Annotated in this window: 31 protein-coding genes; 4 read left to right on the forward strand and 27 right to left on the reverse strand. The window is 68.3% G+C overall.

What is annotated here, in order from left to right:
* Window positions 1-96 precede the first annotated feature (96 nt).
* From ACZ6JY_RS17445 to ACZ6JY_RS17505, 13 genes are all read right to left on the reverse strand, one after another.
* On the reverse strand, window positions 97-894 hold the full coding sequence (locus tag ACZ6JY_RS17445) for a hypothetical protein (RefSeq protein ID WP_469196842.1): 798 nt from the start codon (window positions 892-894) through the stop codon (window positions 97-99).
* A 31-nt stretch (window positions 895-925) separates the two neighbouring features.
* Window positions 926-1,966 carry a hypothetical protein gene (locus tag ACZ6JY_RS17450; RefSeq protein WP_469196843.1) on the reverse strand — a complete coding sequence of 347 codons (1,041 nt, stop codon included), beginning with the start codon at window positions 1,964-1,966 and terminating at the stop codon, window positions 926-928.
* The gene (locus tag ACZ6JY_RS17455) at window positions 1,963-3,507 is read right to left on the reverse strand and encodes a phage portal protein (protein ID WP_469196844.1); all 1,545 of its coding nucleotides are present in this window, start codon (window positions 3,505-3,507) and stop codon (window positions 1,963-1,965) included. The genes ACZ6JY_RS17450 and ACZ6JY_RS17455 overlap by 4 nt, the downstream gene beginning before the upstream one ends.
* A 45-nt stretch (window positions 3,508-3,552) precedes the next feature.
* On the reverse strand, window positions 3,553-5,097 hold the full coding sequence (locus tag ACZ6JY_RS17460; RefSeq protein ID WP_469196845.1) for a hypothetical protein: 1,545 nt from the start codon (window positions 5,095-5,097) through the stop codon (window positions 3,553-3,555).
* 1 nt (window position 5,098) lies between these two features.
* A complete protein-coding gene (locus ACZ6JY_RS17465) occupies window positions 5,099-5,338 on the reverse strand; it encodes a hypothetical protein (protein WP_469196846.1) in 240 nt (79 codons plus the stop codon).
* A complete protein-coding gene (locus ACZ6JY_RS17470; RefSeq protein WP_469196847.1) occupies window positions 5,335-5,937 on the reverse strand; it encodes a hypothetical protein in 603 nt (200 codons plus the stop codon). The genes ACZ6JY_RS17465 and ACZ6JY_RS17470 overlap by 4 nt, the downstream gene beginning before the upstream one ends.
* 413 nt (window positions 5,938-6,350) lie before the next feature.
* Complete coding sequence (locus tag ACZ6JY_RS17475; RefSeq protein ID WP_469196848.1) at window positions 6,351-6,770, reverse strand: hypothetical protein; 420 nt, start codon at window positions 6,768-6,770, stop codon at window positions 6,351-6,353.
* Between the two features lie 145 nt (window positions 6,771-6,915).
* Window positions 6,916-7,179 carry a hypothetical protein gene (locus ACZ6JY_RS17480; protein ID WP_469196849.1) on the reverse strand — a complete coding sequence of 88 codons (264 nt, stop codon included), beginning with the start codon at window positions 7,177-7,179 and terminating at the stop codon, window positions 6,916-6,918.
* A gap of 187 nt (window positions 7,180-7,366) precedes the next feature.
* Entirely contained in the window at window positions 7,367-7,540 is a 174-nt protein-coding gene (locus tag ACZ6JY_RS17485) for a hypothetical protein (protein WP_469196850.1), read from the reverse strand.
* Window positions 7,537-7,716, reverse strand: coding sequence for a hypothetical protein (locus ACZ6JY_RS17490; RefSeq protein WP_469196851.1), 180 nt, complete (start codon window positions 7,714-7,716; stop codon window positions 7,537-7,539). The genes ACZ6JY_RS17485 and ACZ6JY_RS17490 overlap by 4 nt, the downstream gene beginning before the upstream one ends.
* A 78-nt stretch (window positions 7,717-7,794) precedes the next feature.
* Complete coding sequence (locus tag ACZ6JY_RS17495) at window positions 7,795-7,968, reverse strand: hypothetical protein (protein WP_469196852.1); 174 nt, start codon at window positions 7,966-7,968, stop codon at window positions 7,795-7,797.
* Between the two features lie 10 nt (window positions 7,969-7,978).
* Entirely contained in the window at window positions 7,979-8,317 is a 339-nt protein-coding gene (locus tag ACZ6JY_RS17500; protein WP_469196853.1) for a hypothetical protein, read from the reverse strand.
* 73 nt (window positions 8,318-8,390) lie between these two features.
* Window positions 8,391-8,816: a hypothetical protein gene (locus ACZ6JY_RS17505; RefSeq protein WP_469196854.1), complete on the reverse strand. Its 426-nt coding sequence runs from the start codon at window positions 8,814-8,816 to the stop codon at window positions 8,391-8,393.
* A gap of 175 nt (window positions 8,817-8,991) precedes the next feature.
* Here ACZ6JY_RS17505 and ACZ6JY_RS17510 point away from each other — a divergent pair, with 175 nt between their 5' ends.
* The 4 genes from ACZ6JY_RS17510 to ACZ6JY_RS17525 are packed head-to-tail and all read left to right on the forward strand — an operon-like array spanning window position 8,992 to window position 10,374.
* On the forward strand, window positions 8,992-9,216 hold the full coding sequence (locus ACZ6JY_RS17510) for a hypothetical protein (protein WP_469196855.1): 225 nt from the start codon (window positions 8,992-8,994) through the stop codon (window positions 9,214-9,216).
* Entirely contained in the window at window positions 9,213-9,761 is a 549-nt protein-coding gene (locus ACZ6JY_RS17515) for an HD domain-containing protein (RefSeq protein ID WP_469196856.1), read from the forward strand. The genes ACZ6JY_RS17510 and ACZ6JY_RS17515 overlap by 4 nt, the downstream gene beginning before the upstream one ends.
* Window positions 9,754-10,131: a DUF6221 family protein gene (locus tag ACZ6JY_RS17520; RefSeq protein WP_469196857.1), complete on the forward strand. Its 378-nt coding sequence runs from the start codon at window positions 9,754-9,756 to the stop codon at window positions 10,129-10,131. Before ACZ6JY_RS17515 ends, ACZ6JY_RS17520 begins: the two co-directional genes overlap by 8 nt.
* Before the next feature lie 48 nt (window positions 10,132-10,179).
* Window positions 10,180-10,374 (forward strand): hypothetical protein, encoded by a 195-nt coding sequence (locus tag ACZ6JY_RS17525; protein ID WP_469196858.1) that lies wholly within the window; start codon window positions 10,180-10,182, stop codon window positions 10,372-10,374.
* Here ACZ6JY_RS17525 and ACZ6JY_RS17530 read toward each other — a convergent pair.
* From ACZ6JY_RS17530 to ACZ6JY_RS17595, 14 genes are all read right to left on the reverse strand, one after another.
* Window positions 10,371-10,862 carry a hypothetical protein gene (locus ACZ6JY_RS17530; RefSeq protein ID WP_469196859.1) on the reverse strand — a complete coding sequence of 164 codons (492 nt, stop codon included), beginning with the start codon at window positions 10,860-10,862 and terminating at the stop codon, window positions 10,371-10,373. The two genes, ACZ6JY_RS17525 and ACZ6JY_RS17530, sit on opposite strands and share 4 nt — an antisense overlap.
* A 15-nt stretch (window positions 10,863-10,877) precedes the next feature.
* Entirely contained in the window at window positions 10,878-11,072 is a 195-nt protein-coding gene (locus ACZ6JY_RS17535; RefSeq protein WP_469196860.1) for a hypothetical protein, read from the reverse strand.
* Entirely contained in the window at window positions 11,069-11,305 is a 237-nt protein-coding gene (locus ACZ6JY_RS17540) for a hypothetical protein (protein WP_469196861.1), read from the reverse strand. Before ACZ6JY_RS17540 ends, ACZ6JY_RS17535 begins: the two co-directional genes overlap by 4 nt.
* A gap of 11 nt (window positions 11,306-11,316) precedes the next feature.
* Window positions 11,317-11,820 (reverse strand): hypothetical protein, encoded by a 504-nt coding sequence (locus tag ACZ6JY_RS17545; RefSeq protein WP_469196862.1) that lies wholly within the window; start codon window positions 11,818-11,820, stop codon window positions 11,317-11,319.
* Between the two features lie 14 nt (window positions 11,821-11,834).
* Entirely contained in the window at window positions 11,835-12,164 is a 330-nt protein-coding gene (locus ACZ6JY_RS17550) for a ParB/RepB/Spo0J family partition protein (RefSeq protein ID WP_469196863.1), read from the reverse strand.
* Between the two features lie 35 nt (window positions 12,165-12,199).
* On the reverse strand, window positions 12,200-12,391 hold the full coding sequence (locus ACZ6JY_RS17555; RefSeq protein WP_469196864.1) for a hypothetical protein: 192 nt from the start codon (window positions 12,389-12,391) through the stop codon (window positions 12,200-12,202).
* Entirely contained in the window at window positions 12,391-12,651 is a 261-nt protein-coding gene (locus tag ACZ6JY_RS17560) for a hypothetical protein (protein WP_469196865.1), read from the reverse strand. Before ACZ6JY_RS17560 ends, ACZ6JY_RS17555 begins: the two co-directional genes overlap by 1 nt.
* 189 nt (window positions 12,652-12,840) lie before the next feature.
* The gene (locus ACZ6JY_RS17565; RefSeq protein ID WP_469196866.1) at window positions 12,841-14,763 is read right to left on the reverse strand and encodes a plasmid transfer protein TraB; all 1,923 of its coding nucleotides are present in this window, start codon (window positions 14,761-14,763) and stop codon (window positions 12,841-12,843) included.
* Between the two features lie 118 nt (window positions 14,764-14,881).
* Window positions 14,882-15,028 carry a hypothetical protein gene (locus ACZ6JY_RS17570; protein ID WP_469196867.1) on the reverse strand — a complete coding sequence of 49 codons (147 nt, stop codon included), beginning with the start codon at window positions 15,026-15,028 and terminating at the stop codon, window positions 14,882-14,884.
* On the reverse strand, window positions 15,025-15,507 hold the full coding sequence (traA, locus tag ACZ6JY_RS17575; RefSeq protein ID WP_469196868.1) for a plasmid transfer protein TraA: 483 nt from the start codon (window positions 15,505-15,507) through the stop codon (window positions 15,025-15,027). Before traA ends, ACZ6JY_RS17570 begins: the two co-directional genes overlap by 4 nt.
* A gap of 238 nt (window positions 15,508-15,745) precedes the next feature.
* Window positions 15,746-17,314 carry a hypothetical protein gene (locus tag ACZ6JY_RS17580; protein ID WP_469196869.1) on the reverse strand — a complete coding sequence of 523 codons (1,569 nt, stop codon included), beginning with the start codon at window positions 17,312-17,314 and terminating at the stop codon, window positions 15,746-15,748.
* A gap of 55 nt (window positions 17,315-17,369) precedes the next feature.
* A complete protein-coding gene (locus tag ACZ6JY_RS17585) occupies window positions 17,370-17,567 on the reverse strand; it encodes a hypothetical protein (protein ID WP_469196870.1) in 198 nt (65 codons plus the stop codon).
* Window positions 17,564-17,758, reverse strand: coding sequence for a hypothetical protein (locus ACZ6JY_RS17590; RefSeq protein WP_469196871.1), 195 nt, complete (start codon window positions 17,756-17,758; stop codon window positions 17,564-17,566). The genes ACZ6JY_RS17585 and ACZ6JY_RS17590 overlap by 4 nt, the downstream gene beginning before the upstream one ends.
* Complete coding sequence (locus tag ACZ6JY_RS17595) at window positions 17,758-17,994, reverse strand: hypothetical protein (protein ID WP_469196872.1); 237 nt, start codon at window positions 17,992-17,994, stop codon at window positions 17,758-17,760. The genes ACZ6JY_RS17590 and ACZ6JY_RS17595 overlap by 1 nt, the downstream gene beginning before the upstream one ends.
* Window positions 17,995-18,017 lie beyond the last annotated feature (23 nt).

Genomic DNA, 18,017 nt, shown 5'->3' on the forward strand with positions numbered 1-18,017 from the left:
TGGGCTCTGGCCCCATCACGGGCGCCTTCGCATCAAAGGACACTAGTCGATTCGATCACCGAATCGATCAGCTAGAGCCAAATATACCTTGGAATGTCAAGCCTTACCGAGGGCCCGCAGCGCGTGCCTCTCCGCCGCCGACTTGGGCTTGTCCGGGGCCGGCGGGCGAGGTGCTCCAGTCGGCCGCGCCTTGGGCTTCCGCGCGGGGGTGGCGAACAACTCCGGGTAGTCGAGGCGCAGATCATCGACGGCCGCCTCCAGGCCCGACACGACCCCGTCCCCATCCACGTCCAGCCCGTCGGTGTCGAGGAGCTTCATCAGCCGCGTCAGCCGTGACTCGCCCTTCTTGCGGGCCTCATCCGACTCGGGTTCCTTCTCCTCCGCAAGGAAGGCGAGCGCCCCCGCCTCAACCAGAGCTGAGCGGGCGGCAGTCCGGACGAGTGGCGCGCGGAACTTCCCCTCGCCCTCCTCGCGGGCCAGGCGCAGCGCCTTCTCGTGCTCGGTCTCATCCGCGCGCGTCTTCTCCTCCAGCTCCTTGTTGCGGAGGCGGTGGCGCTTCGCGTCGTCGTTGGCCTTCTTGAGGGCTACCTGCGTGCGCTCCCACTCGGTGCGGGAAGGCGCGAGGTAGTCGTCGTCGCCGGGCTTCGGCTCCGCCGCCTTCTTGGCGGGAGGCTTCGGCTTCGGCTCATCTTCCGGCTCTGTGGCGTCGTCGTCCGGCTGCGGCTCGGGCTCGTCATCGAGGGCGTCGTCGACTTCGACGTCCATGTCGTCGGTGTCTGCAGCGCCCCCGGCGATGTTGTAGACGGGGCGGCCTGCGACATAGCCGATGAGGGTGCGGGGCGGCAGGCTGATACGGGCTGCGCGAACCATCGCGCGGCGGGGAGGAGTGTTCATGATGCTCCCATCACGGGGTACGGAGTGCCCATCACGGGCCTGTCGGGACAGCACGGTTGGCGAAGCGGCCCGCAGCGACTGCACTGGCCGCGAACTCTTCGACGCTCTTGGGGAGGCCTGCACCGGTGCGCAGGAGCTCGCGGGCGGCCCGGATGCGGGAGGCGCCGGATTCGGTGGGAAGGGAGTGGCCTCGGGCGATGGAGCGGCGCGCCTCGCGGCGCAGGGACTCGGGGAATGACGGCACGCCCTCGACGGCCCAGTCGTCCTGCCAGGCGGTGATGCGGCAGCGGCAGTTCGGATGCTTCGGCGGGGCGGGGAGTGCCTGCCCGCGGCCTCGCTGGTTGGGATCCCAGGACAGCCCGGCGGGGAAGTCGGCGTCCGCTGCGACGGTCATCCCGGCGTAGGCGGAGCAGTTGACGCAGGCGTCCCGTTCGGCGATCCACAGCTTCTGGCCGCCCTGACCGTCGATGGCCTCTTGCGCGGCTTCGTTGACGGCTTCGTTGATGCTTGTGGCAATGTGGGCGCGGGTTGCGGGCAGGGCACCTTGGGCTACTCCGATGCCTGCCTGCACGTCGGACCAGCGTCGTGCACGCTGCGGGCGGAGCATGTCCAGTGCCCGGTCGCGGCGCTCCGCGATGGCGGCGCCGATGGCCGCCGCGCGACGGCGCAGGCCGCGGGAGGGCCGGGCGGTGGCTGGCCGCGCCCGGCGAGCTGACGCCTCCTCTACGAACACCGCGTGCTGGCGTGCGCCGAGAAGCACGGCCTCCGTCAGCGCCTCGTCCAGCGCCTGCTGTGCGCGCGGTGCGAGCGGGCCGAGGAAGCGACGTATCGCGCTGCGGACAGTGGTCAGGATGCGGCGCAGCGATGCGGGGTCGCCGGCCTCGGCCTGGACGCTCCCGAACGCGGCCACCCAGGCGGTGATCGACCGCAGCGACAGGACTGCGAACCGGCTGTCGAGATCCCCCAGGGCGCGGGCAGCGACGCGGTCCTCGAGTTCCCGGGCGGCGTCGGTCTGCTCACCCTGCACCAGGTCGGCTAGCTCCTCGTTGGTGGCGCGGCGGCGGGCCATCATGTGCGCTCCTGCACTCCGGCGAGCAGCTCGATGTCCGAGAGGGCGCCGTTGAGGAGGGCTTGGGCCTGGGCGTCGTCGATGACGCCGAGGGCGGCGGCTGCGCCGAGCTTTTGGGCGGAGTCGGCGACGGTGGCAAGGATGTCGACGCGGCGAGTCAGCTCGGCGTCATCGACGCCCTCCAACCATTCGTCGACCTGCTCGGCCCGGTATCCGGCTTCCATCAGGGCCTGCTTGCGCGGCACACCGTTCCTGATCTTCTCTCCGACGGTCGTCCACCCTTCTTTGTCGGTGACGGAGCGGGCGGGCACCCAGTCGACGGTGATGACCGGGTCGGGGATGCCCAGGCGCCTGAGGGCGAAGGTGAAGGCGGCGTGCAGGCTGGCGCCGTAGGAGGTCTGCCGGTTCTCGATCTTGTCGGTGAACGGGCCGTCCTCTTCGCGGTAGGACTCGCCAGAGCGCTGGCTAGACTGCGGGTCGAACATGCGCAGCGGAGTGGTGGTGATCTGCGCCATCGCCCGCACGTTGAACATGATCGGACCGAGGAACACCTCGGGGTTCGCTGCGTCGAACTGGCCTACCGCCTTGTAGCCCCTCAGCAGCCACATCTCACCGGGCCCAGCCTTCAAGCTGCTGTCATCACCGGTGTCCGAAGGGCCGCGGCCGGTGGTGTCCTCGGGGAAGTCGGCGTCGTCCCAGTCGCCGGGCTCCAGGTCGGAGGTGTCGGTGGTGGCAGCCTCGGTGAGTGCGTAGCGCTGGGGGGCACCCTGGTAGTCGACAGTCCCCATGTGAGTGGCCTGCAACTTCGTGATCGCGTTCTGCGGGCCGTAGGCGCCGTAGTGCTCAGGCACCCCGTAGGGGCGTTCGGTGCGGAAATGAAAGACGGGCTGCTCGCCCCAGTCGTGCGTGATGAGCCACGAGTCGGGGTCCGGCTCGGAGGGGGCCGCTTCGTCCGGCTCCGGCTCGACGGTCCACGGCTTCCAGTCGCCGGCGTCCGTTCCGGTGGAGTGCTTGCCGGTGGTCCAGCGCTCGATGCCGTCGTCGTAGAGGAGTTCGGCCCTCAGGTAGGGGCCGTCGCACCACTTCTTGATCGTGAACTTCTTGCGGCGCGGGTTCTCCTCGTCGTAGATCACGCGCACGGTCTGCGGCGAGTTGTAGAACATCTCGACCCGGACGGCGTTGCCCTTGTCGTCCTCGACGGGCAGCACCATCAGGTAGGCGTCACCGAACTCGCCTGCCTTGCGGACGAGGTCGGGGAGTTCCAGGTTGAGCTGGTTGTCCTGCCAGATCTTCGAGATGAGGGTGTTGGTGGCCTCGTCCGGGCTGGTGATCGATGCGACCTTCAGGCGGGTGGCCACGGCATTGACGGGCGTTTTCGCGAAGTTGAGGTCGAAGTCGATGTCGTTGGCGCGCAGGGCGGCACGGATGCGGCTGGAGGCGAAGATTTCGGGGGCGGAGCCCTCGTAGTACATCGCCGCCTTGTCGTAGCCGGGGCGCGCCTCGGCGAGCTCGTCGATGCCGTGCATCAGGTCATCGATACTCACATGCGCCACCCTTCATCAAGGGAAGCATACGCCTTCACCTTGGAATCAAAGGTAACTTGAGCTACCAACCTTGGGAACTTCCCGCTTGGTTGGGATGAATCGGCGCACAGCCGACCCGACGGCATCGACGAGGTCGTCGTGCGGCGCCTTGGGGAACGCGCACATCTGCTGCTCCACCTCCACCAGCCTGCGAGCGTGGATCACCCGGCCCCGCTGGTAGTGGTTCAACACCCCCTCTGCCCGAGTGAACTTGTTCTCCGACTGGTTCACCGTCTTCACCCTCACCGGCATGCCGTGCAAGATCGCCTCCCAGGTATCGCCGCCCTGGTTCACCTCGATCAGGATCAGGCCGATCTGCGGATACTCATCCAGCAGCGCCAGCACCCGCTCCCGCAGCAGCGGTCCCGGCTGGATCTTCAGCCCGGTTGCGCCGTGCACGGTGCAGCGCTTGTGCCGCGCCGACCAGGACACAACCGCGAGGCCGGTGAAATCCGAGCCCTTCTTCGCCGTGACCGCAGGGTCGATCGACAGCATCATGTGCGTCACCGGGTCCACGCCCTCGTCGCCGGGATAGCGAAAGTCGTCCGGGGACCAGAGCGCTCCGTCCGCGCCCATCGGGTCGTTCGCGTAGTTCTTCGCGAACGACCGGGTGTGCTCGATGGACTTGAGGTAGGCGAGCGGCCACTTGCCGGGCCAGACACTGCGCTCCGTGCCGTCGTCACGCTGGACGATCGGCGGCGTGTAGTGGGCGGAGAAGCCTTCCTCCCGCACCCATTCGGCGCTTTCGATGCCGCGGCCGTGCTTGACCAGCTCGTGGATGATGCTGCCGGGCATCGTCACGGTGCCGGAGATCACGACGCGGGCGTACACGTTGAGCGGGAGGATCGAATCGATCAATGTGGTGCGGCGCTTGCGGGCCTGGTCGGGGCTGTAGCTGCTCTCATCTGGCTCTATGTCATCACACAAGATCAAGTCGGGGCGGCGTTCCTCAACCTTCATGCCGAGGTTGGAGGAGTCGATACCACGGGCCGCGAACACGAACCCGTTGCGCGCAATGAACATCGACTGCGTGTCCGCCACGTTGCCGCCCGACGGGCGCTTCGCCGGCGAACACAGGTCCGGGAAGTCCTGACGCAGCAGCGGGTTCACGTCCAGTTCCCGCTTGAACGAGGCGAGGTGCGTCTCCGCCTGTGTCGCCGACGACGCGAACGCCGCCGCGAACCGGACATGGCCATGGGCGGCAGCCCACAGTGGCAGGGCCAGGAACCACCACGTGCTCTTGCCCATGTTCCTCGGGGCGATGTAGGCGTCGCGGTGCTCGGCTGGCTGGAGTGCGGGCCGGATCCAGGCGCGCGCGGCACGGCACCAGTCCAGGTGCGCGTCCCCGAACGTCATCTTCCCCTTGCCGTCACGGAGGTGGTGGCGGACGTAGATCAGGGCGAACAGCAGCGGATCAAGGCGCGTCAGGATACGACGGCCTTCCGGCTCGGCGAGGAGCTTGGCGTCGAACGGGGCGAGGTAGGCGGTCAGGTCGAACGTCTCGGCGTCGAGGCCGACGAGGTAGCCGGGGGCGCGGACCGCGGCCGCCACGTCAGTCGCCGCCGACCTCGACGTCGAACTCCTCGACCTCCGTTGTGACGCGCAGCATCAGCATGCCGACCGGCGGCGGCACGTCTCCGGGGGCGGGCGTGATGCGGATCGGTGCGACGATCTCATAGCCCTGGTGTTCGACGCGGTCGCGCAGATGCTGGCTGAGGGCGTGGCGGTAGCCGCCGTCGTGCATCAGCCAGGACGGGACGAGGGATTCGAGGTAGTACAGGGAGCGGGTCACGCGGTGCCGCCGTCGATGATCTGCTGCTCTTCGAGCTGCACGGCTGCCTGTGCGTCGCGGATCATCTCCTGCAGTTCGAGATCCTGCTGCGTAACTTCGGTGACCTGCGCGTCGTACTTGGCGGGGGCGTCGAGGCCGAGGAGCTTTCGCCTGCTCTCGCTGTTGCGCTGGCGGGCGTCTTCGACCTTGATGAGCCGGTCGATCGCGGCGAGGACGGGGCCGTCGTCGGGGAGCGGTGAGCCGTCGAGGACGATGATCCGCCCGTTGTTGACGGTGATGTGCTCGCGCTCCAGAACCTGGCGTGCCGCGTACTCGAGGCCGTCGAGGCGGACCAGGGAAGCGTCGAGGCGGCCGAGTTCCATGGCTCGCCATTCGTCGACCTTGGGGTCGATGCGGCGGGCCGCCTCTTCGCGGACGAGTTCCTTGGCGGTGGTGGCGCTGACACGGCGTCCGCCGGTGGGCCCGTCGGGGACCTGGGTGAGCGTGTCGATGGTGCGGAAGCTGTGGCCTTCCAGTCTGAGGTCGAAGACGGCGGCGGCTAGTTCGGCGCGTTCGGCGGTGTTCTTCTTGCGGTACGGGGCTCCCCCAGCGGTGGCCACATCACCCTCCTCAGCCTGCGTTTCAGGGGCACACGATCGCGGCCACCTTTGAATCGTAGGTCACAGAGGTTCACAATCGAAGCGTCGCATCTCAAAGAGTTGCTGCAGTCACAACATCGCAGGAGGCACGCATGGTCAGCGACCGCGGCGGACCCCATGGCTTCGTCTACCGATCAAGGCACGCCGCCTACCGGGCGTTGCGTCGCAAGTGCGCCAGCAAGGAGAAAGCAGCACGCGTCAGCAACGGCGGACGGTACTTCGCCGGGCGCTCCCGCATGGCCCGCAAGGGATGGCGCACTCGACGCCGCTGAGCGTCAGGCACGGCTACGGCCGCCGCCTGAGAGGGGCCCCACGGCATGGCGAAGGCCCAGCCCGGACAACCGGCACAGGGCCTCACCACAACGACAGCAACGCTAGCCACCCAGCCCCTTCACCATCTTGAGCTTGTCGAACTCCCCGCCCTCGCCCGTCCAGCCCAGGCCGGCGATCGCCTTGGCCATGTGCAGCGCGGTGTAGTCGTCCTTCGTGAGCGGCTCACACGCCTCTGGTCGGTTCTTTCCGCCCTCCTTGGTCTTCTCCTCCACAGCGTCGGCCGCTTCCTTGGCCGGCGCTTCATACCCCGAACGGACCATGCCCGCGAGCGTCGTGTCGAGCGCATCGACCCGCTCCTCCGCTTCGCTGACGGACGGCGTGTCCACGGAATCGCTGCCGGTTCTCTTGGTGAGCGCGGCGGCGCAGTCCTTGGCGCTCTCGTCGTAGGACTTCGAGCAGCCGACCGCGGCCCCGGCGAGTAGCAGGCCAGTGGCGAGCAGGGCGACGACGGTGCGGCGCATGGTTCCCCCAGTGCATATGAGGCGGGGATGCTATCGGCACACAGATGAGGTAGTCGACGGAATCGACAGATCCGCCCAGCTGGCCGATTGCGGACAGCATCAGAGCCCACCCGCAAGGATCAGGGTGGGCTCTGTCTTGCGTGCGCTACGGCTTTCCGTCATCGACGGCCCGTGCGCATCCGCGGCATTCCCGGATCTTCCCGCCGGGGTATCCGCGGGCGAGGTGCCCGATTTTCCCGCAGGCGGCTTCCAGCAGATCCCACCAGCGTGCGTCGTCGGGCCGCCGGGTGCGGTGATACGTGCGGCCGTTGACGAAGCGGACCCGCTCGACCGGGAACTCGGCGGCGAGCGATGGGGCCGGGGCGGTCACGAGGTGGACGCGGGGATCGTTGCGGTGGAGGACCACCACGTGTCTCGGGTCTCCGGGTTGTCGAGTCCGGTATGGCGGGAGAAGTCCTCGCCTGCCGCGACCCTGTACTCGTAGGAACCGTCAGGCCACGGGCCCTTGACCTCTCGGACAGTCGCGGTGCCCTGCCGAGCGGCGGGCCACTGCTGGCCGTAATGCCGGACGCGAGCGCCGACGGGAAGCGGATGGTTCATGAGTCCTCGTCTCGGTCGTACAGGTCGTCGAAGTAGGCCCGGTCGTAGCGGGCGGCTTCGGCGGGGGTTTCGTCCCAGTCGTAGGCGCGTGGCTTGGTGGGCGGCGGGGTGGCGGGCTCGTCGGTGATGCCTCGGGCGGCGAGACGGGCACGGATCGCGGCGGTCGTCATCGCTTCTCCTCGGCGCGGTGTTCGACGTTCTTCCGGTCGGCGACCTTCTGGGCTCCCCGGCGGGTGAAGCTCGGGTAGCGGCTCAGGCCGGTCGCCGTGTCGAAGACGTAGAAGCTGCCCGGTCCGTGCTTCTCCACCATGAAGCGCGGGGCCGTGTCGGTCGCGGGTGCAGCCATCAGGTTCTCCTGTCGGTTGAGTCCGGGCAGGTTGCCGGGTCGGGCGACGTCCCCGGATGGTGGGCGGCGAGGCGTGGGTCAGCGGTTCCTGAGCCGGTCGGCGGCGATGCTGTACGCCTCGGCGAGGATCGGGAAGGCGGCCTGCTGGCCGATCTGGGCGGTCAGGGCGTCGATGAGACCGGCGTCCCCGGCTGCCAGAATGCGGTCGGCGAGGGCAGCCGGGACGGCCGGAAGCACGGTGGAGCTGGTCATGGCGTTCCCTTCAGGCGGCGAGCAGCAGGCGGGCGGCGACGATGCGGTAGGCGGGCTTGCGAGGCCTGTACGAGAGGGCGATGACGGCGACCTGCTGGGGCGTGAACCTGGAGCAGTCCCGCATCCGGCGGCCGGCGTGCGTGCGGCCGGTCATTCCGGTGATGCCGAGTTTGGCGGCGACCTTGCGGAGGGTGCCGACCATGCTGGCCGCGTCCCGGTGCGAGAGCCCGTGCGCCATGGCGTGCGAGGCGAGGGTCCCGGTTCCGCGTCGGGCGATACGTGCGGCGGCGCGGGTGGTGAGACTGCGGGCCTTCACGGCCTGGCTGCGGATGCGGTTCGAGCGGATCATGCGGTTCCCCCTGGGTGCGGATGTGCGGTGGATCGACGGGCCCGGCCGGTGGTGGCCGGGCCCTGGGGTGGGGCTAGCAGTTCGGGTCGCGGCGGGGGCACTTCGCGTGGTGATCGTCGGTGACCCACTCCAGGGAGGTGACGGGCGCTCCGCAGTCGTCGCACTCTCCGGGGAAGACGCAGATGGTGTCGAGGAACTCGGCGTCAGCGATCCGCACGATTCGGTGGCGGAGCCCGTCGCGGTCCGTCCTGTACCACTCGTCGATGTGGTCGCCGTCGGCCTGCGCCTGCTCGATCAGCTCTTCCGTCTCGGTAACGGTCGATGTTCCCCACACCGACCCGTAGCTGTCGTAGTTGGTGACGACGGCGGGCTCGGGGGTGGACTCCGGCTCGGGGTCGGCGATCGGGGTGTTGAGGTCCCGGATGGGCTGCGGGTCGATCGGAGCGAGGACGAAGGCCGTTCCGACGGCGACGACGGTGGCGAGTTCGAAGGTGTCCATGTGCACTCCCTGGCTGATCTCCCTGGCGTTCCCCTTGCTCGCGGTGTAGCTACACCTTAGACTCAGGTGTAGCTACACCGCAAGCCGTTCGCCTGAGGTTCTGCAGCTACACCGGTAGCTACAGAAGAGAAGAGGGAAGATGACGCAGGTAGCTACACCCGAATACAGTCAGCCCATGTCGCCGAACCAGCCGAAGACCCCGCCCCGCCAGATCCGCATCGGGGATACCTGGTACGACTTCGACGCCGCCGCGAAGGCCATGGGCACCGAGCGTGCGGCCGTCATCCGCGAACTCATCGACTGGTACATCCGCGAACCCGGTGCCAAACTCCCGGCCCGCCCCGACCGCAGCGCCATCGAAGCAGCGCGCACCCAGAGGGCAAAGGAGAACCAGGAATGAAGAGCGTCAATGAAGTCGACTTCATGGCCGACTGCGCCCATGCCGGGCAGGTCGACAAGATCGGCGTGCCCTACATTGAGCACGTTCGTGCCGTGGCCGCCGGGCTCACGCCGTTCGGCGACGAGCTCGTCATGGCCGGACTGCTGCACGACATCCTCGAAGACACCGACTGGACCGCCGACCGGCTGCGCGAGGAAGGCCTCTCGGAGCGCGTCGTCTCCACGGTCGAGGCGGTGACCAACCAGAAGGGCGTCCCCTACGAGGAGAAGATCCGTCGCATCATCACGAGCAGCGACGCCACCCTCGTGAAGATCTCAGACAACGCCCACAACAGCCATCCCGATCGTGCGGCGCAGCTCCCCCAGGAGAAGCGGGTACGCCTCGCAGCGAAGTACCGGGCCGCCCGCGACGTCCTGTGGTCCGCCGCCGACGACCGAGACATCGAAGCCATCGTCACAATCGTCAACCCCTCGCTCCTCGACGAACTGCGGGACCGGCGGCAAGTCGAAGGCAAGGCCCACACCCAGGAGCCGTCGGATGGATGACCTCGCACGCTGGCTCGGCGAGCAGTTCGACGCTGACGAGCGGATCGCGCGAGCGGCCACGCCCGGACCGTGGCGTGTGCGTGATGACGGCGTGGTGGGCGACGACGGCAAGCACTGGCCGGTCGCGTACACCGACTCCCACCGCGCCCGTGAGGACTGCCTTCACGTGGCCACGCATGATCCGGCGCGGGTGCTGCGCGACATCGACGCCAAACGGAAGGCGCTCGACCACTACGCAGAGTGCGCCAGGGCAGGGAAGGGCGGCGTGGCCGCTTATCGGATGGCAGCCGGGGCCGTCGCCATGCAGATCGCCTTCATGGCCCTGCCCTACGCGGACCGCCCCGGCTACCGCCAGGAATGGCAGCCGTAATCCCCGGTTCCCGCCCCGCTCCCCCACCCGACGGATCACACTGCCTGTATGGCGCTTCGTTTCACGGTGCAGGGCGATGACGAGCGGGAGACAGCGGAGGGACTGCGGCTGCTGCTAACGCTCGGGCTGCAGCCGGCGATGCCGCCGCGGCTCCTCACCGACAACCGGTGGATGGCCCGCGCCGTACCGCGCATGACGAAGGCCCGGACCGAGGACGGTCCGGGCCTTGCCGCTGACGTCTAGCGTGTGGCAGGCGTCGCCTGCATCTGCCGGACGACGATCCTGCCGATGTCCTCCCATTCCCCGTCGGTGATGAGCCGCTCGGGGCCCTCGGGCTGGTCACTGTAGACGGGACACAGGGCCAGTATCGGGATGCCGTCGCGATGCTCCCCCAAGTGCTTCCACACTGATCCGCGCGCGTCGTAGATGGATCCGGCGGGCAGGAAGTAGTCCCGCAGGTCGAACTCCTCGCCCGTGCTGGGGTGCACCCACCGGTTCGCTTCGTCGGCGGCCTTGCCGCACACCTCGCACTGGTTGCTGTAGGTCAGGTGCTCGCCGCAGAAGTAGCCGCCGCAGCCATGCTCGTCGCCGCCGGGGCTCTTGCCGCACAGGTAGCCGAGCCCACGGTCGATCTTCTCAGTGCAGCCGGTCTTCTCGCAGGTCGCTTTGACGCCGTAACCGGCCTCGATCTTCTCGCCGTGACGGATGATCTCGTAGTGCATGTATCCCATGATTCGAGTGTCCTCTCAGGTGATGGTTGTGGGCTTACCGCCGAGGCGGATGGCCCCGGTGACGGCTGCGGCACCGAACACGACAACCGCCGCCGCGACAGTCACGGCGCCGGGCGCTCCAACGCCGATAGTGGCCGCGGTGGTGGCGCCGATCGCCACCGTCGAGGTAGCAGTCACGACGGTGACACGCTTACGGCTGGGCAGGATCATGCGGTTCCTTCCGTGGCAACCCCGGTGCAGTCGTCGGCGTGCCCGGCAGCCCATGCCGCCAGAAGCCCCGCGGCCGTCTCACTGTCCGAGGCGTCAAGGACGGGCTGCAGGAACAGGTGGCCGTGCGGGCACTGGCCGACCGCCACCACAGCCAGATCGATCGTCGTGGACTCCCCCACAAACCGGGCACCTACAGGCACCTCGACCGGGGCAGACATCGTGAGGCTGGACATGTAGTGCTCCTCTACTGTTGGTTGTTGGTCTTGGCCCACACGCCGCGGGTCGACGTGTGAACGTTGCGCTGGTCCTGGTAGACGGGCCCCTCGTAGTGGTGATGGTGCTCGTCGGGCACGGCGTCCTTGAGGCTCTTGAGCAGGCCCCGGATAGACAGGAAGGCGGCAGGCGGGGCGGCGACGACGAGACCGACGACGACCGGGTCGGCGCCCGCGGAAAAGTGCAGGACTGCGGAGGCGGCGGTACCGAGACACAGGCTCAGGAATCCGCCCGCGATCATCATGACGCTCGCCCCGGTGGCCTGAGGGGTCATGGGCGGACGGCCGGGCTGGGGCACGGGCAGAGCGTCACCGATCCTCGGGAGGGGCCGGTCGTCGCGGAAGCTGGTGGCCGCAATCTCGTGGAGGGCGGCCATCATCTGATCGGCTTGCTGATCGATGACGGCGTCGCGGTCGGCCTGTCCATCCGCGGGCGCGGCGTGGATCGAGGGCCGCTCAGGCAGCGGAGTGGACATGGGCTCGGGTCTCCTCAGTCAGTTGGAAGCAGGTGCTGGGGAAAGGGATCGCTCTGAACAGCGCGGACGTGGGGGTCGATGAACCACTGGAACGGGAAGCGCGCCAGGCGGAGTTCGAGAGCGACCACGGCGCGGTGGTGTCCTTCGAAGACGAACACCCGCCCGTCTCGCTCGCGCACTCCGAGGAGCAGCGGCTCCTGGATGCCGTCCTGCGCGATCGAGGCCCGCAGCTGGTCGAGCACCTTCCGGTCGCGGCCGTGGCGTTCGTGGTAGCGGCGAGCGTCAGCCCAGGTGGAGAACTCGGCGGGGTGGACCCTCCCGCTACTGAGGAAGGCGGTGCGCATACGGCCCCTCCAGCGCGTCGGGACGGTCTCGGTCCTCATGCGATCCAGATCCAGCGGTCTCCAACGCGGCGGATGACGAACTCCGGGCCGGTGACCATGCCCGGTCGGGTGAGGACGGTTCCGACGCCGAGCTCGTCGACCTTGTTCAGCAATTCGGCTATCTGGGCGCCGATCTCCTTGGTGCGGGCGACGGCCGCGCGGTACTCCCTGTCGGCTTCGGTGAGCATCAGGCACTCCCGATGTCATCGAAGTCAGTTGCCAGAAAGTCGACAGCTCGCTTGTCGTTGATGCGCTCCACGACGGGCGCCAGGCCGAGAGTGAGCTGCAACTTGATCGGCGTGCGGCGCTCGCGCTCCATGCGGCCCTGCTGGCCGGCGGCGAGGCTGGCCATGTGCGCGTCGATCATGTCCTTCGCGGCGTCCAGGAACTCCTGCGCTTCGCGGACGGTGGTCGCTTCCCACTCGTAGTCCGGCGGGTTGAAGATCATGACTGGTGCTCCTTTTCTATCGCTTTGTACCGACTGACAGCAGAGAGGTGTCAGAAGGGGGTGTCAGTGGGTGTCAGCTCACGCGCGCACGCGCATTGACCTAAGGCGGGGCGGGGTGTCAGCGGTCCTGACACCCCGCCTGACACCATGATCAGCTGTCAGCAGGTGTCAGCTAGGTGTCACCGCAGGTCAGGAGGGTGTCAGCGCCGGGTACAGCAGCTTGTACGTACCGGCCGCTTCGGTCTCCTCGAGGTGCACGCCTTCGTCGGCGAGTTCCGTCAGCTTCTTCGACAGCCAGGCCCTGGACTTCCCGTAGCGGCCGGCCTTGCCGTGCGGCTGGAAGTGCCGAGGCCCGACCTCCGTCAGGCCCTGCTCGCGGAACTCCTCGAACATGGTCATCAGTTCGGCCTCGGCATCCTTCTCCGACTTGTCGTCCTGCGGCTCGACGGGCTTTCCGAACTGCCAGACCTGATCCGCAGGGACGGGTTCGAGCTCTTCGTCGGGGTCGACGTCCGGTTCCGGGCCGCCCTCGTCGTCGGGCGCCAGGGCGGCGACGTCACGCATCACCTGCCGTTCCAGCAGAGCCTCCTCCTCTCGCTCCTCGTCTTGCTTGTTCATGACGGTCTCCTTGGCGTCGATGCTGGTCAGGGACTGGCCGGGCAGGTAGATCTTCCGGTTGGCGTAGGCCTCACCCGCAGCCGTGGTCGTCGTCGGACCTGCAGGAGTGGGCGTGTGGAAGCGCTCCAGGACGGCACGAATGTCGTCGTCGGGAATCGGGCTCCACGTCCGGGCCTTCATGGCGTAACGCTCCTCGTCCACGCCCGGGGCGACCAGGTAGTTGTAGCCGGGCTTGCGGTTCTCCCACGCTTCCGGCCGGGCGCCGGCGTCGCGGACGTCGTCGGGCAGGGCCATGTCGGCGGTGGTGGAGCCCTTGACGCCGAAGCAGAAGGCGCCGCCGAGCTGTTCACGCACGTCAGTGGGCATGGAGGTAGCCGAGGGCCGCTGCTGGCTGACGATGACGCTGCCACCCGCGGAGCGCAACGCCTCGACGACCGCTTCCAGTTCGGCGCCATCACGGAAGAACTTCGCGGACTCCTCGATCCACACGATCAGATAGGGCATGCCGAGCTTGGTGTACGCCTCCGGTGTCCAGTTCTTGAAGCCGTGGCGGCCAAGCTCGTCGGCGCGCGCGGTGATGACCTGCGGCAGCGCGTCGATCATCGCGTTACCGCCGGGCATCGTCATTTCCGCCCAGTCGAGATAGGGCAGGAGCGGGCCAAGGGTCTGCATGCCCTTGGCGGCGTCGATGGCCCAGACGATGGCATCGCGCCTGGTAATGGCTTCGATGATGCCCCAGGTCATGCCCGTGGACTTCGCGGATCCGTTCATGCCTGTCACCGAGAAGTGGGTGGCGTTGCGGCGGCTCTTCTCGTCGGCGGGGAACCAGAACTGCTCGATCTCCCCGTCCTCGTAGATGCCGACCTGGACGGGTTCGACGATGGACGCCCCGGGCGCGGACGGGCCGGGGTAGGGGGCGCCCTCGGCGAGCATGTCCTTGGGCACGAACACAAATTCACCCTCGGCTGCGTTCTCGGGGTCGGGCACGATGCGGATGCTGTTGGGGGAAATCCCCAGCTCACCGGCAATGTTGTTGATCCGGTTGCCGAGGTCGGCGTTGGTGAGTTCGCCGCCGGCCAGCTTGTACGGGGCGGTGACCTTGTTCGGTTCGACCTTCGGCTCGCCCTTCAGGGCGGCCTTCGCCTTGCCCAGCGACTTGACCAGCAGTCCGGTATCTGAAGTCGCCTGATCGCCAGTCTTCGAGTCGGGGTTGACGCGCAAGATCTGCCGCATGTTCCAGCCGCCAGCTGTGACCATCCCGCCGATCGCCCACGTCGAGGCGAGAAACGGGTCGAGCGGATCAGTCACCGTCGCGACGACCAGGTAGCACGTGCCCGCGGCTGTGGACAGGGTGGCGTGCAGACGCCGCGGCCTGGTCGTGCCATCGCCCGCCCACCAAGTGCTGGCGGTCAGCACACCCGCAGCGACCGTCAATCCGGCGCCGGCGAGGGGCGAGCCGCCCCACAGTGCGTGCATGCCAACTGCTGCGGGCATGGACGCAGACGTCGCCAACCAAGGCCTCAGGCGAGGGTGCTTGACGGCCTTCCACAGCTCGGCCTTGGGGGTGTCAGCCACGGTGTCACTCCAGGTATCAGTGCAGGTGGGAGGGGTGTCAGCGGATGTGGGAGGCGACGGCGATGTACAAGCCGAACAGCACGGCAGCTGAGACAACGCCGTCCCGCAGCGGAACGCAGTACTGGTGGTTCAGCCAGAGCGCGTACAGGCCCGCTGCGGCGGCGGCAACGACGAGGTCGATCAAAACGCCTTCCAGGTGCTGTTGGTGCGGCGCCGCGGGGCCTGCCGCGGCGCGCCACGCCGGCGCCCGCTGCTGATCTGCGCCAACTCCGCCTCGAACTCTCGGGTGAACGACGCGTACAGCGCAGATGCCTGCTTCGCGATCAGCTTCTCGGCGGCGGCGATCCGCTTCAGGTGCCGGGCCACACGTCGGGCCCGCGCCCGCGAACCCGACATGGAGCCGTTCACGTCCGGAATGTTCTTCAGCGACGACACGAGCACCTCCGCGTCGAGGGACCGCTCGACGGCGCGCGGCCGGGCAGCTTTACGCAGCGACTCGCAGTAGGCGCGAATGTCCTCGTCGCTGGTGAACCCGGACCCGGGCGTCGCAGTCCGGCCCCCGCCTCCGCCGCTGGCGCCCTGCACGACAGTCGTCTTGTTGTAGCTGAACGTCAGCGGCGGCAGAGAGACGTCGGGTGCCAGGTTGACCTTGCCGATCTCCACTTTGGAACCGCCACGCTGCTGCGCGGGAGGCGGGCCGATGGGCGCCTGCGCCTGCGCCCGTGCCGCAGCGCGAACTTGGGCAGCGGCGGACGGGCCCGGCCTCGCCCCATTCGACGGTGGGTAGTTGGGCGGCGGCGGAACCGCGGAGGCCCTGCCATTGCTAGATCCGTTGGTTGCGGCCATTGAGCCGATCTCCTGTCAGTGAGTACGCGCGACCTTCGGCCGCGACAGCGGTGGGCTAGCTTCCGGTGATGGGGCGGACGTTCGTGGAGCCGAGCGCGGCGAGGTGCGGCTCGGCGGCTTCGACTGCGTCGCGTATGCGCTGGCACGAGGAGCGAGAGATCGACTTGTCGGCGAGCTTCGTCGCAGCGAGAGCGTCCCGGATGTCGCCCCATTCGGGCCGCTTGCCGAGCTCCGTGTAGAGGGCGCGGACGCGCTCCTGCCGACGCTCAGCGAGCGTCTTGGACGCGCTCTTCTTCGGCTTCGATCGAGCGCTCTGAGCGCGCTCATCCTTGGGCTTCCGTGGGCGCCCGCCTGAGCGCTCGAGTGGGCGCCCATCGGCGGGCTTGTGAGCGCGCTCAGCGGGCGTACTCACGGGCGCCGCCGCCGGGCGCTCAACACGCTCATTCTGAGCGCGCACGGAGGGCGAGGCGGGCGGCTCCTGAGCGAGGTCGTGCCGCTTCTCCGTAGGTTCGCGCTCAACCTTCGGCGGGGCGGTGATGGTGTGCATCCGCCAGAGGATGACCGAGGCGACAGAAGCGACCATGGCGATCAGCCACCACTTCGGTTCGTTGCCGTCGCGGGCCGCCTTCTCCACTCCGAACAGCCCTTTGTCGGCGAGATGGAAGATGACATTCGCGGCGACGGTCAAAGCGATCGCCTGCACGATGTCGCGGTGCCGCCGGAACGCCTGGATGACGTACACGTCGATGACGAACGGTAGGAGCCAGGCAACCGGCTTGTCGAAGCCGACCATGCGGGCGAGCGCGTACTCGCCTGATGCGGTGAGGCCGACAGTGCCGGCGATGACGAGGCGCGCAGACCACGTGTCGAAGATGTCGTCGCGCTGCTGCTGCTTCACCGTTTCCGCTTCGGCCGCTTCCCGGACCCGTCCGGCTTCCGCTGCGGCGACGGCGATGAGTCGCTGGCTGCGCTGCTCGGCGTCTTTGCCGATGCGGTCGGCATCGGCTTCCGCCGAGTCGATGATCCGCCGTGCGCGGTCGGCAGCACCGCGGGCCTCAACCAGAAGCGCGTCGGCTTCTTCTTTCGCCGCGGCCGTGATGCGCTGTGCTTCGTCGACCGCCAGAGCACCGATCCGATCGGCACGCTCACGGGCATCCGCGGCGAGCTTCTCCGCATCCGCGACGGCCGACCGGTGCAAGGCGTCGGCACGGTCCTGTGCATGCTTCTCGGTGCGCTGCGCTGCGAGCTCGGCTGCCGCCTGCACCTCTGCGACGTGACCGTCGGCTGCAGAGCGCAGGCATGCCGCCGCAGACCGGGCCTCTTCGAGAAGCCGTTGCGCTTCGGCCGTGGCCTTCTGGCTCACCTGCGTGCCGGCCTGTTCCGTCTCCGCGGCGAGCTTGGCGGACTGCTCGTTGGCCTGCCGTACCGTGTCAGACGCTTCTTCGAGTGCCTTCGCGATGATCTCGTCGGACCTGGTGCGGGCGTCCGCGAGCAACGCTTCGGCCGCAGCTTCGGCGGCCTGGGTCTGCACGGGCGCCTTCGGCGTCTCGACGGCCGGCACGGGTGCGGGCTTCGCCGCCGCAGGGGCGGTGCGGCGGGGCTTGCTGTTACGGCGGCTGGCCACAGCGATCGGGTCCTTCCGGGTCAGGCGTGGCAGATGACGTGCACGCAGGAATCGCTCACCACGCCCGCCTGACCGTGTAGCCGCGGTACCGGGACCGGGCGCACACGAGCAGGGAGGCGGCGAACGCCAAGCCGAGGAAGGCAGTGCCGACCGGATCGGCGAGCAGCCAGCCGGCCGCCGCGAACGCGACAGGGATGGCCTGCGGGCAGGCGATCACGAAGGCGATACCGAGGATCCATGCGACGTAGGTCATGGCGAACCCGCCTTGTCGCGGGCTTCGGAAAGCCGGTTGGTGACAGCCGTACCGGAAGCGAGGACCGAGCAGACGCAGGCGCCGATGAGCGGTACCGCGACGTCGTACTCGGCGAGCCGGTAGCCGATACCTGCGGCGACGATGGCGGAGAGCAGGTAGCCGACGATGATGATTACGGTGGGCTTGCTCATCAGGCCGCCGCCCGCACAGCCGCGTGCAGGTCGAGGCAGTCGGCCCGCCAGTCCAGGTGCAGGGAGCACGTCATCCGCTGCCCGTCCGGTACGGCGTAGGCGTTCTCCCGGTGCAGGGCCCGCGTCAGCTCATCGCCGAACAGCTCGGCCAGCGCATCCGACACTGTGGTTGTGGCCCGCACGTGACGGCCCAGGTCCGTCGACGCCAGATCAGCATCGAAGAGATAAATCGACATCAAGATCAGAACCTTTCGGGTTG

The sequence above is a fragment of the Streptomyces sp. NPDC046335 genome (assembly GCF_055587985.1).